The organism is Corynebacterium jeddahense (assembly GCF_028609865.1).
GTDB classification, from domain to species: domain Bacteria; phylum Actinomycetota; class Actinomycetes; order Mycobacteriales; family Mycobacteriaceae; genus Corynebacterium; species Corynebacterium jeddahense.
Genome location: NZ_CP063194.1, coordinates 375,547 through 388,197 on the forward strand (window position 1 = coordinate 375,547; position 12,651 = coordinate 388,197).

Consider the following 12,651-nt stretch of genomic DNA (forward strand, 5'->3'; position numbering starts at 1 on the left):
AAGGATGCCATCATGGCAAAGCTCTCCAAGGACGAGCTCATCGAGCAGTTCAAGGAAATGACCCTCATCGAGCTCTCCGAGTTCCTCAAGGAGTTCGAGGAGGTCTTCGACGTGACCGCTGCCGCTCCGGTTGCTGTTGCAGCTGCGGGCGCTCCGGCCGCCGGCGGCGAGGCTGCCGCTGAGGAGAAGGACGAGTTCGACGTCGTCCTCGAGGACGCTGGCGACAAGAAGATCGGCGTGATCAAGGTTGTCCGCGAGCTCGTTCCGGGCCTGGGCCTGAAGGACGCCAAGGAGATGGTCGAGGGTGCCCCGAAGGCCATCCTCGAGGGCGCCAACAAGGACGACGCCGAGGCTGCGAAGACCAAGCTGGAAGAGGCTGGCGCGAAGGTCACCCTCAAGTAAGCATTCGCTGCTTATCGACGCCCCCTTCGGCCGCAACCGCGGCCGGGGGGGTTTCGCGTACCGTCGGGCGGGTGATCGAGGTAACCAACCCGGCGACCGGGCAGACCGTGGGGCGGGTGTGCAAGTGCACCGCGGATGACGCGCGCGAGGCGTTCGCGCGCGCCCGGGCCGCCCAGCCCGCGTGGGCCGCCACGCCCGCGCGGAAGCGGGCCGCCGTGTTCCGCCGGTTCGCGCTCCTTGTGGCGCAGCACCGCGACGAGCTGCTGGACACCATCCAGGACGAGAACGGCAAGAACCGCGCAAGCGCGCTCGAGGAGGTTGCCGACGTCGCCGCGACGGCGCTGTACTACGCCCAGACCGGGCCGAGCCAACTGAAGACCCGCCGCCGGTTCACCCCGGCGCCGCTGCTCACCACCGCGCGCGAGCAGCGCCCGCCGAAGGGCGTGGTCGGCGTGATCGCGCCGTTCAACTACCCGCTCGCGCTCGCGGTCTCCGACGCGATCCCGGCGATGGTGGCGGGCAACGCGGTCGTGCTCAAGCCGGACCTGCGCACGCCGCTCTCGGCGCTCAAGGCGGCGGGGATCCTGCGCGAGGCGGGGCTGCCGGACGGGGTGTTCAACGTCGTGCCCGGCGACGGGGGGGGACGTGGGCCAGGCCATCGTCGAAGAGTGCGACTTCCTCATGTTCACCGGCTCGACGGCGACGGGCACGCGGTTGGCGCAGCAGGCGGCGGCGAGCCTCATCGACTACTCCATGGAGCTCGGCGGCAAGAACGCGATGATCGTCGCCGCCGACGCCAATCTCGACCGCGCCGCCGAGGCCGCGGTGCACGCCTGTTTCGCCAACTCCGGCCAGCTGTGCATCTCCATCGAGCGCATCTACGTCGAGCGCCCCGCCGCCGAGCGCTTCATCCCCGCGTTCGTCGAGCACGCCGCGTCCATGCGCGTCGGCCCGGGCCGCGGGTGGGACGTGGACATGGGCGCGCAGATCTCGCCGGAACACACGGACCGCATCGAGGCGTTCGTGAACGACGCGCTGGCGAAGGGGGCCACCGCGCTCACCGGGGGCCGCCGCACCGGCCCGGCCTTCTTCGAGCCGACCGTGCTTATCGACGTCCCTCCGGACGCCGACCTGCACTCCCAGGAGGTCTTCGGCCCGGTGGTCTACGTCGAGGTGGTGGACACGCTCGAGGAGGCGGTGGCCAGGGCGAACGCCACGGACTACGGGCTGAACTCGTCGGTGTGGGCGGCTCCGGCGACAGCTCGTCGATTAGCGGGCGCCCTCGAGAGCGGCACCGTGAACATCAACGAGGGCTACGCCCCGGCGTGGATGGCGCTCGGCGCGCCGATGGGCGGGTGGAAGCGCTCGGGCATGGGGCGGCGCCATGGCGAGCACGGCATCACGAAGTACACGGAGCCGCGCAACGTCACCGAGATGCGCTGGACGACGATGTCGGGCCTGCTCGGCCGGGCAGCGCGGCGGCTGGGCTAGACTGGCCCACCATGTCTGTCCGCAATGTCGCCGCCCCGCTTGCCGGTCTCGGCGTGGCGCTTGCGGTGGCCGGGCTCGTCGCGCCGCACGTCCTGCTCACGGGCGCGCGCCTGCCGCTCGCCCTCGGCGACGTGACGTGGACGATCGAGGACCCGGACGGCACCCGCGACGGCCGCCCGGCGCCGGTGACGCGCCAGCTGCACATGGAGATCAACGACCCCGCAGACGACGACACGGCGAGCGTGCGCGTCGGCGACACCCTGCGCGCGGGCGAGGCGGGCTCCGACTTCGACAACCTCGTCACCGCGTCCACGTGGGCCTACGTCATGGACCGCGTCTCCGGCGCTGCGGTGGGGGACGCGGAGCTCGCCGCGGTGATGGCGATGCCGGCGACGCAGGTGCGTCTCGACGGCGCTTGGCTCAAGCTGCCCGCCCCCGCCGGGGAGCAGACGGTGGACGTCTTCGACCCCGTCCTGCGCGGCGCCGCGCCGGCGGAATACGCAGGCGAGGAGGAGATCGCCGGGCGGACGGTGGTCCGCTACACCCAGCACATCGCGTCGACGAACGTCGCCCAGCGCTACGCGGACCCGCGCAACACGCTCACGGTCGACGGCGCGCGCACGTTCCTCTTTCACGCCGCGGACCGGAAGCTGCTCGTGGACCGGGAGACGGGCCTGGTCGTGGGCATCGACGAACGCGTCGACGACTACTACGGCGACGCCGCGGGCAGGGGAGTGCGAAACGTGGTGACGTACGACGGCAAGGCGGACCGGGAGGACGTCGAGACGCTGGTGTCCCGGATCGGGGACGCGCAACCGCGACTCGCCTCGCGGGCGCTGTGGCGCGGCGTGGCGTGGACCGGTGCGCTGCTCGCGCTGGTGGGGCTCGCCATCGCGCTGATTCCGCTGGTGCGTTCGGCGCGTCGCGTTTGACCCCGCCGCCGCGCGGGGTGGTAGGCTTCCCCGCAGCAGCGCCCAGACGGCACCGGGCGCGACGGGAGCTGTAACGCGGGGGCGGGCGGCGGCGATGGTATCCCTTTACAAACTGAGAGGGTTTGTATAAGGTTATTCGTTGCGCTGGAAGCCGTCTCCGGTGCGTACGCAGAGCCTTGTGCAGCGGGAAGAAATTTCCGATTTGACAAGGTGATTTTGCTGTCTCTGGGGGCGGGACTTCTGAAGCAGACCGAATGCTAACTTATCCTGCGGAAACGCCGCTGGGCCGCGAAGCCAGACGCGGGCCGGCGGGCCTCCGCCAGAGGTGCTGGAAGGACCCAACTTGGCAGTCTCAGACCAGACCATGAATATGGCTGATATCCCCGGGGCTCCCGAACGATACTCGTTCGCGAAGATTAATGAGCCGATCACTGTCCCGGGCCTGTTAGATGTGCAGCTCGAATCCTTCGCGTGGCTCGTCGGTACGCCTGAGTGGCGCGAGCGCGAGCAGGCGAACCGCGGGGCGGACGCCCGCGTGACAAGCGGCCTGGAGGACATCCTCGAGGAGATTTCCCCGATCGAGGACTACTCCGGCAACATGAGCCTGACCTTGTCCGAGCCGCGCTTCGAAGACGTGAAGTACACGATCGACGAGTGCAAGGACAAGGACATCAACTACTCCGCGCCGCTGTACGTCACCGCGGAGTTCATTAACAACGATACGCAGGAGATCAAGTCCCAGACCGTCTTCATCGGCGACTTCCCGCTGATGACGGACAAGGGCACCTTCATCGTCAACGGCACCGAACGCGTCGTCGTCTCCCAGCTCGTGCGCTCCCCGGGCGTGTATTTCGACGAGACCATCGACAAGTCCACGGAGCGCCCGCTGCACTCCGTGAAGGTCATCCCGTCGCGCGGTGCGTGGCTCGAGTTCGATGTGGACAAGCGCGACACCGTCGGCGTGCGCATCGACCGCAAGCGCCGCCAGCCGGTCACCGTGCTGCTCAAGGCGCTCGGCTGGACCACCGAGCAGATCACGGAGCGCTTCGGCTTCTCCGAGATCATGATGTCCACCCTCGAGTCCGACGGCGTGTCCAACACCGACGAGGCGCTGCTGGAGATCTACCGCAAGCAGCGCCCGGGCGAGCAGCCGACGCGCGACCTCGCGCAGTCCCTGCTCGAGAACTCCTTCTTCAAGGCGAAGCGCTACGACCTCGCCCGCGTGGGCCGCTACAAGGTCAACCGCAAGCTTGGCCTCGGCGGCGACCACGACGGGCTGATGACGCTCACCGAAGAGGACATCGCCACCACCCTCGAGTACCTCGTGCGCCTGCACGCCGGCGAGACGGAGATGACGTCGCCGAACGGCGAGGTCGTCCCGATCAACACCGACGACATCGACCACTTCGGCAACCGCCGCCTGCGAACCGTGGGCGAGCTCATCCAGAACCAGGTTCGCGTCGGCCTCTCCCGCATGGAGCGCGTCGTGCGCGAGCGCATGACCACCCAGGACGCGGAGTCCATCACCCCGACGTCGCTGATCAACGTGCGCCCGGTCTCCGCGGCGATCCGCGAGTTCTTCGGCACCTCGCAGCTGTCGCAGTTCATGGACCAGAACAACTCGCTGTCTGGCCTCACCCACAAGCGCCGCCTCTCCGCGCTCGGCCCGGGTGGCCTGTCGCGCGAGCGCGCCGGCATCGAGGTGCGCGACGTGCACCCGTCCCACTACGGCCGCATGTGCCCGATCGAGACCCCTGAGGGCCCGAACATCGGCCTCATCGGCGCGCTCGCGTCCTACGCGCGCGTGAACCCGTTCGGCTTCATCGAGACGCCGTACCAGAAGGTCAACGACGGCAAGCTCACCGACCAGATCGACTACCTCACCGCCGACGAGGAGGACCGCTACGCCATCGCGCAGGCGGCCACCCCGATGGATAAGGACGGCAACCTCACCGGCGAGCGCATCGAGGTCCGCCTCAAGGACGGCGACATCGGCGTCGTCGGCCCGAAGGGCGTCGATTACCTCGACATCTCCCCGCGCCAGATGGTCTCCGTGGCCACGGCGATGATTCCGTTCCTCGAGCACGACGACGCGAACCGCGCGCTCATGGGTGCGAACATGCAGAAGCAGGCCGTGCCGCTGCTGCGCTCCGAGGCGGCCTACGTGGCCACCGGCATGGAGCAGCGCGCCGCGTACGACGCGGGCGACGTGGTCATCTCGAAGAAGGCCGGCGTGATTGAGAACGTCACCGGCGACTTCATCACCGTCATGGACGACGAGGGCGGCCGCGACACCTACATGCTGCGCACCTTCGAGCGCACGAACCAGGGCACCTGCTACAACCAGACCCCGATCGTGTCCGCGGGGCAGCGCGTCGAGGCCGGCGAGGTCATCGCAGACGGCCCGGGCACGAAGAACGGCGAGATGGCCCTCGGCCGCAACCTGCTCGTCGCCTTCATGCCGTGGGAAGGCCACAACTACGAGGACGCCATCATCCTCAACCAGCGCGTGGTGGAGGAGGACATCCTCACCTCCGTGCACATCGAGGAGCACGAGATCGACGCCCGCGATACGAAGCTCGGCGCCGAGGAGATCACCCGCGAGATCCCAAACGTCTCCGAGGAGGTGCTCAAGGACCTCGACGAGCGCGGCATCATCCGCATCGGCGCGGACGTGCGCGACGGCGACATCCTCGTGGGCAAGGTCACCCCGAAGGGCGAGACCGAGCTCACCCCGGAGGAGCGCCTGCTGCGCGCCATCTTCGGCGAGAAGGCTCGCGAGGTGCGCGACACCTCCCTCAAGGTGCCGCACGGCGAGCAGGGCAAGGTCATTGCCGTGCGCCGCTTCTCTCGTGAGGACGACGACGATCTGTCGCCGGGCGTGAACGAGATGATCCGCGTCTACGTGGCGCAGAAGCGCAAGATCCAGGACGGCGACAAGATGGCCGGGCGCCACGGCAACAAGGGCGTTGTGGGCAAGATCCTGCCGCAGGAGGACATGCCGTTCATGGAGGACGGCACCCCGGTGGACATCATCCTGAACACCCACGGCGTGCCGCGCCGTATGAACATCGGCCAGGTGCTGGAGATCCACCTCGGCTGGCTGGCCAAGGCCGGCTGGACCGTGGACCCGGACGACCCGAAGAACGCGAAGCTGCTGGAGACGCTGCCGGAGCACCTCTACGACGTGCCGGCCAACTCGCTTACCGCGACCCCGGTGTTCGACGGCGCGACCAACGACGAGATCGCGGGCCTGCTCGCGAACTCGAAGCCGAACCGCGACGGCGACGTCATGGTCGACGAGTTTGGCAAGACCCGCCTCTTCGACGGCCGCTCCGGCGAGCCGTACAAGTACCCGGTTTCGGTCGGCTACATGTACATGCTCAAGCTGCACCACCTCGTGGACGAGAAGATCCACGCCCGCTCCACCGGCCCGTACTCGATGATTACGCAGCAGCCACTCGGCGGTAAGGCCCAGTTCGGTGGCCAGCGCTTCGGCGAGATGGAGGTGTGGGCGATGCAGGCGTACGGCGCCGCCTACACCCTGCAGGAGCTGCTCACCATCAAGTCGGACGACGTCGTGGGCCGCGTGAAGGTCTACGAGGCGATTGTCAAGGGCGACAACATCCCGGATCCGGGCATTCCGGAGTCCTTCAAGGTGCTGCTCAAGGAGCTGCAGTCGCTGTGCCTCAACGTGGAGGTTCTCTCCACCGACGGCACCCCGATGGAGCTCGACGGCGACGACGACGAGTTCGATCAGGCCGGCTCCTCGCTTGGCATCAACCTGTCCCGCGACGAGGGTGCTGCTGCCGATACGGCGTAGGCGCCAGGTGGTCGTCGAGAAGCAATTGCGTATCGACGACCAAACGAACGCATTAGCAAAAACTACTGAAAAGGAACTTTTACGTGTTTGACGTAAACCTCTTCGACGAGCTTCGCATCGGCCTGGCCACCGCCGACGACATCCGCCGTTGGTCCCACGGCGAGGTGAAGAAGCCCGAGACCATCAACTACCGCACCCTGAAGCCGGAGAAGGACGGCCTCTTCTGCGAGCGCATCTTCGGCCCGACCCGCGACTGGGAGTGCGCCTGCGGCAAGTACAAGCGCGTGCGCTACAAGGGCATCATCTGCGAGCGCTGCGGCGTCGAGGTGACCAAGTCCAAGGTGCGCCGCGAGCGCATGGGCCACATCGAGCTCGCCGCCCCGGTCACCCACATCTGGTACTTCAAGGGCGTCCCGTCGCGCCTCGGCTACCTGCTTGACCTGGCGCCGAAGGACCTCGAGCGCATCATCTACTTCGCGGCGAACATCATCACCTCCGTCGACGAGGAGGCGCGCCACAACGACATGTCCACCCTCGAGGCGGAGATGCTCATGGAGAAAAAGGAGGTCGAGGACGACACCAACTCCGAGATCGCCGACCGCGCGCAGAAGCTCGAGGAGGACCTTGCCGAGCTCGAGGCTTCCGGCGCGACCGCGGCTGCCCGCAAGAAGGTGCAGAACGCGGCCGACAAGGAGATGCAGCACATCCGCGAGGCGGGCGAGCGCGAGGTGGAGCGCCTCGACGAGATCTGGACCACGTTCCAGAAGCTCGCGCCGAAGCAGATGATCATCGATGAGAACCTCTACGAGGAGCTCGTCGACCGTTACGAGGACTACTTCACCGGCGGCATGGGCGCCGAGGCGATCCAGACCCTCATCCGCAACTTCGACCTCGACGCCGAGGCAGAGGAGCTGCGCACCATCATCGCCGAGGGCAAGGGCCAGAAGAAGGTCCGCGCGCTCAAGCGCCTGCGCGTCGTCGCGGCGTTCCAGCGCTCCGGCAACGATCCGGCCGGCATGATTCTCGACGCGATCCCGGTGATCCCGCCGGAGCTGCGGCCGATGGTCCAGCTCGACGGCGGCCGCTTCGCCACCTCGGACCTTAACGATCTGTACCGCCGCGTGATCAACCGCAACAACCGCCTCAAGCGCATGATCGACCTCGGCGCGCCCGAGATCATCGTGAACAACGAGAAGCGCATGCTGCAGGAGTCCGTCGACGCGCTGTTCGACAACGGCCGCCGCGGCCGCCCCGTCACCGGCCCGGGCACCCGCCCGCTGAAGTCCCTGTCCGACCTGCTCAAGGGCAAGCAGGGCCGCTTCCGCCAGAACCTGCTGGGCAAGCGCGTGGACTACTCCGGCCGTTCCGTGATTATCGTCGGCCCGCAGCTCAAGCTGCACGAGTGCGGCCTGCCGAAGCGCATGGCGCTCGAGCTGTTCAAGCCGTTCGTGATGAAGCGCCTGGTGGACAACGACTATGCGCAGAACATCAAGTCCGCGAAGCGCATGGTCGAGCGCCAGCGCCCCGAGGTGTGGGACGTGCTCGAGGAGGCCATCTCCGAGCACCCGGTGCTGCTTAACCGCGCCCCGACGCTGCACCGCCTGGGCATCCAGGCCTTCGAGCCGAAGCTCGTCGAGGGCAAGGCCATCCAGCTGCACCCGCTCGCCTGCGAGGCGTTCAACGCCGACTTCGACGGCGACCAGATGGCTGTGCACCTGCCGCTGTCCGCTGAGGCGCAGGCCGAGGCCCGCATCCTCATGCTGTCCTCGAACAACATTCTGTCCCCGGCGTCCGGCAAGCCGCTGGCGATGCCGCGCCTGGACATGGTCACCGGCCTGTACTTCCTCACCATGCTTAAGGGCCCGCAGGAGATCGGCGGCGAGGGTGCGTACCAGCCTGCCGACGAGAACGGCCCGGAGCGCGGCGTGTACTCGTCGTACCGCGAGGCGATCATGGCCTACGACCGCGGCGTGCTAGGCCTGCAGGCACCGATCAAGGTCCGCATCGACCACCTGCGCCCGACCCCGGAGATCGAGCAAGAGCAGTTCCCCGACGGCTGGACCAAGGGCCAGGCGTGGATGACCGAGACGACCCTCGGCCGCATCATGTTCAACGAGCTGCTGCCGTTCAACTTCCCGTACCAGGAAGGCGCGATGGTGCGCAAGGGCGGCGGCTCCGGCAAGGTGCTGCTCGGCGACATCATCCAGTCGATGGTGGAGAAGTACCCGATGATCACCGTCGCCCAGGTACTGGACAAGATGAAGGACGCCGGCTTCTACTGGGCAACGCGTTCCGGCGTGACCATCTCCATGTCCGACGTGCTCATCCTCCCGAACAAGACCGAGGTTCTCGAGCAGTACGAGAAGGAAGCCGAGGCCATCGAGCGCAAGTTCTGGGAGAAGGGCGCGCTCACCGAGGAGAACCGCTACGACCGCCTCGTCGAGCTGTGGCAGGACGCCACGAACAAGGTCGGCCAGGCCGTGGAGGATCTCTACCCGGACGACAACCCGATCCCGATGATCGTGAAGTCGGGCGCCGCCGGTAACATGCGCCAGATCTGGACGCTGGCAGGCATGAAGGGCATGGTCGTGAACTCGCGCGGCGAGTACATCACCCGCCCGATCAAGACGTCCTTCCGCGAAGGCCTCTCCGTGATGGAGTACTTCAACAACTCGCACGGCTCCCGCAAGGGCCTAGCGGATACCGCGCTGCGTACCGCGGACTCCGGCTACCTCACCCGCCGTCTCGTGGACGTGGCGCAGGACGTCATCGTCCGTGAAGAGGACTGCGGCACCCACCAGGGCGTCAAGGTGCCGGTGGCCGAGGAGGTCGGCGGCAAGTTCGTGCGCCACGACCTCGTGGAGACCTCCGTGTCGGGCCGCGTCGTCGCGGCCGACGCGAAGGACGCCGAGGGCAACGTCGTCCTCGAGGCGGGCACCGAGCTGAGCGAGGAGCGTATCGACGACCTCGTGGCCGCCGGTGTCACCGAGGTCAAGGTCCGCTCCGTGCTCACCTGCCAGACGCCGACCGGTGTCTGCGCGAAGTGCTACGGCAAGTCCATGGCGTCGGGCCAGCTCGTCGACATCGGCGAGGCCGTCGGCATCGTGGCCGCCCAGTCCATCGGCGAGCCGGGCACGCAGCTGACCATGCGTACGTTCCACCAGGGCGGCGTCGGCGGCGACATCACCGGCGGCCTCCCGCGCGTGCAGGAGCTGTTCGAGGCCCGCGTGCCGAAGAACCGCGCCCCGATCGCGTCGGTGGCCGGCACGATCACGCTCGAGGACGAGGGCAACTTCTGGACGCTGACCATTCACCCGGACGACGGCTCCGACGACGTGGTCTACGAGAAGCTGTCGAAGCGCCAGGGTCTCGCTCAGGTGCGCCGCCCGATGGAGTCCAACCCGGACGCGTTCATCGAGCGCGGCCTGCGCGAGGGCGACCACGTGTCGGTGGGCGAGCGCCTGCTGCGCGGCGCGGCCGACCCGCACGACGTGCTCGAGGTCCTCGGCCGCCGTGGCGTGGAGAAGCACCTCATCGACGAGGTGCAGGCGGTCTACCGCACCCAGGGTGTGTCGATTCACGACAAGCACATCGAGATCATCATCCGCCAGATGCTGCGCCGCGGCACCGTCATCGACTCCGGCTCGACGGAGTTCCTGCCGGGTACGCTGGTCGACCTCTCCGAGGCGCGCCAGGTCAACGCGGCCGCGGTTGCCGACGGCGGCGAGCCGGCGGAGATGCGCTCGGAGATCATGGGCATCACCAAGGCCTCGCTGGCCACGGAGTCCTGGCTCTCCGCCGCCTCCTTCCAGGAGACGACGCGCGTGCTCACCGACGCCGCGATCAACAAGCGCTCCGACAAGCTCATCGGTCTGAAGGAGAACGTGATCATCGGCAAGCTCATCCCGGCCGGTACCGGCATCTCCCGCTACCGCAACATCCAGGTCAAGCCGACCGAGGCGGCGCGCTCCGCGGCGTACGCCATCCCGACGTTCGGCGATTCCATCTACGGCGACGAGGGGTACGGCGAGTTCACCGGCGCCTCCGTCCCGATGGACGAGTTCGGCTTCGAGGAGCTCTAAACAGCCCGCGCTTCTGGCGTAGCACGGTCTGCTAGCAGGCCCGGCCCCGTTTTTCGGGGCCGGGCCCTTTTCATGCCCGCTCCGGGCTGCTCTGCCTCGCCTTACTCCCCACACCCTGCCCTCTCCCCGCCACCGCTGCCCTCTCCTCGCCGCAACTAGAGCATAATTCGGTGTATAGACATTCGGCGTGGGGAAACGCGCCCGCGTGACACCCTGATTTTCGTTGAGCTCTAGTGCTTCCTACTCTTCCGCAAATGGACGAGTAGGAGACCCGCAAATGGACGAGTAGGAGACCCGCAAATGGACGAGCACGGCAAAATTGCTGCTAGAGTCCCACATGTGTCGTACTTAGTGAGGACTATCGATGCAGAGCTCGACGAGATGATGCCATTCCTGGCGGCGGTGGCGTTGGACGGGCCCAAGGGCGTAGGGAAAACAGAGACGGCGGGGCGGCGCGTCGCCCATACGTACAGCCTGGATGACCCAGATCAGCGGAAGATCGTCGCAGCTGATTTCGGCTTGCAGTCCATCCCCGAGGGCGGCGTGCTTTTCGACGAATGGCAGCATCTTCCCCAGGTCTGGGACTCGGTGCGCCGCCAGGTTGACGCGGGGGCACCGCCCGGGCGCTTTCTTCTCACAGGCTCCGCGACACCAGTCGATGCTGCCGGGACACACTCGGGAGCGGGCCGGATCCTGTCGCTGCGCATGCGCCCGATGGGGCTGCACGAGCGCGGCGTGGTGCAACCAACCGTGAGTTTTAGCGAACTCCTCTACGGCAGTGAAGGCGGACCAGACACCGGTTACGCTGGACCGCAGGCGAAAATCGGCGGCACCAGCGATTTTTCAATCGTCGACTACGCGCAGGCGATCGCGTCGAGCGGATTCCCCGGGATCGCATCTTTACCGGCCAGGTTGCAACAGGTCCAGTTGGACTCCTATCTACTGAGAATCATTGACCGGGACCTGCCGGACCGAGACATCGAGGTGCGCCGGCCCGAAACCCTGCGGCGCTGGCTTGCTGCGTACGCCGCGGCCTCCTCTACGACTGCGACCTACAGCAGCATTTTGGACGCCACCACAGGGGGTGATGGTTACCAGCCGTCGAAAGACACCACATTGCGTTATAGGGACCACCTGCAGCAACTCTGGCTGTTGGATCCGGTTCCAGGCTGGACATCATTCCACAACCCGCTCAAGCGTGTGAGCCAAGCTCCGAAACATCAACTCGCGGATCCCGCGCTCGCACTTCGTTTGCTGAATTTCACCGCCAATGACCTGCTGAATGGCCGTGGGGTGCATATGTTCGGCCCGCTGCTCGAGTCGCTTGCAGCGCTTGGTGTGAGGATCCTGGCGCAAGCCGCGCAAGCGCGAACGTTCCACCTGCGCACCCACGGTGGTGATCATGAGGTGGATCTCATAGTCGAAGGGCAGGGCGGCGCGTTGCTGGCTATCGAAGTCAAGCTCGCTGCGGGTATCGACGACCGGGATGTCCGCCACCTTCACTGGCTCAAGGAGCAGATGCGTGGCGACGTCTCCGACCTCGTCATCCTCACCACCGGCTCACAGGCTTACCGCCGAGCCGACGGCGTCGCCGTCGTGCCCTTGGCCCTGCTGGGCGCCTAGTATCGACGACGCCGTTGCTGGCGTGCTCTGCTCCAGCCTGTTCGGCGAGCTTGTGATTTCGGCGACTCGGGTCTCACCATAAGCGTGAGACCGTCGAAGTCCGTTGGCGCCCAGTCGTGGCGGTGCGTCCGGAACTCCATCCCCTGCTCGTTGTTCGACGAATACACCAGCAGAGCCCGGCCGTCCTTCACCAGTTCCACGGTCCTGTCCCAAAGCAAATCCCGAACACGCGCAGAGGGCGTGCCAACGAAGGTGCCCGGTGTAAGTTCCGTAAGCCATTTCGTCAGGTCGCCGCGTA

7 protein-coding genes and 1 pseudogene are annotated in these 12,651 nt (G+C 67.0%); 7 read left to right on the plus strand and 1 reads right to left on the minus strand.

The window, feature by feature from the left end:
- Positions 1 to 12 precede the first annotated feature (12 nt).
- From rplL to CJEDD_RS01875, 7 genes and pseudogenes are all read left to right on the plus strand, one after another.
- Positions 13 to 402, plus strand: coding sequence for a 50S ribosomal protein L7/L12 (rplL, locus tag CJEDD_RS01845; protein WP_042407618.1), 390 nt, complete (start codon positions 13 to 15; stop codon positions 400 to 402).
- A gap of 116 nt (positions 403 to 518) precedes the next feature.
- Positions 519 to 962, plus strand: a pseudogene (locus tag CJEDD_RS01850) (aldehyde dehydrogenase family protein); the annotation flags it as partial.
- An 85-nt stretch (positions 963 to 1,047) separates the two neighbouring features.
- Positions 1,048 to 1,893 carry an aldehyde dehydrogenase family protein gene (locus tag CJEDD_RS01855; RefSeq protein WP_052333811.1) on the plus strand — a complete coding sequence of 282 codons (846 nt, stop codon included), beginning with the start codon at positions 1,048 to 1,050 and terminating at the stop codon, positions 1,891 to 1,893.
- An 11-nt stretch (positions 1,894 to 1,904) separates the two neighbouring features.
- Positions 1,905 to 2,825: a cell envelope lipid trafficking protein PgfA gene (gene pgfA / locus CJEDD_RS01860; protein ID WP_042407616.1), complete on the plus strand. Its 921-nt coding sequence runs from the start codon at positions 1,905 to 1,907 to the stop codon at positions 2,823 to 2,825.
- Between the two features lie 325 nt (positions 2,826 to 3,150).
- Positions 3,151 to 6,648, plus strand: coding sequence for a DNA-directed RNA polymerase subunit beta (rpoB, locus tag CJEDD_RS01865; RefSeq protein WP_042407614.1), 3,498 nt, complete (start codon positions 3,151 to 3,153; stop codon positions 6,646 to 6,648).
- 83 nt (positions 6,649 to 6,731) lie between these two features.
- On the plus strand, positions 6,732 to 10,730 hold the full coding sequence (locus tag CJEDD_RS01870) for a DNA-directed RNA polymerase subunit beta' (protein ID WP_042407611.1): 3,999 nt from the start codon (positions 6,732 to 6,734) through the stop codon (positions 10,728 to 10,730).
- Positions 10,731 to 11,069: 339 nt separating this feature from the next.
- The gene (locus tag CJEDD_RS01875) at positions 11,070 to 12,353 is read left to right on the plus strand and encodes an ATP-binding protein (RefSeq protein WP_042407623.1); all 1,284 of its coding nucleotides are present in this window, start codon (positions 11,070 to 11,072) and stop codon (positions 12,351 to 12,353) included.
- On the opposite strand, the gene cas2e is transcribed toward CJEDD_RS01875, so the two are convergent.
- Positions 12,350 to 12,640, minus strand: coding sequence for a type I-E CRISPR-associated endoribonuclease Cas2e (cas2e, locus tag CJEDD_RS01880; RefSeq protein WP_081764543.1), 291 nt, complete (start codon positions 12,638 to 12,640; stop codon positions 12,350 to 12,352). The two genes, CJEDD_RS01875 and cas2e, sit on opposite strands and share 4 nt — an antisense overlap.
- Positions 12,641 to 12,651 lie beyond the last annotated feature (11 nt).

Coding starts and splice junctions, on each gene's coding strand:
- rplL (WP_042407618.1), top strand. CDS start 13: ATGGCAAAGCTCTCCAAGGACGAGCTCATCGAGCAGTTCAAGGAAATG.
- pgfA (WP_042407616.1), top strand. CDS start 1,905: ATGTCTGTCCGCAATGTCGCCGCCCCGCTTGCCGGTCTCGGCGTGGCG.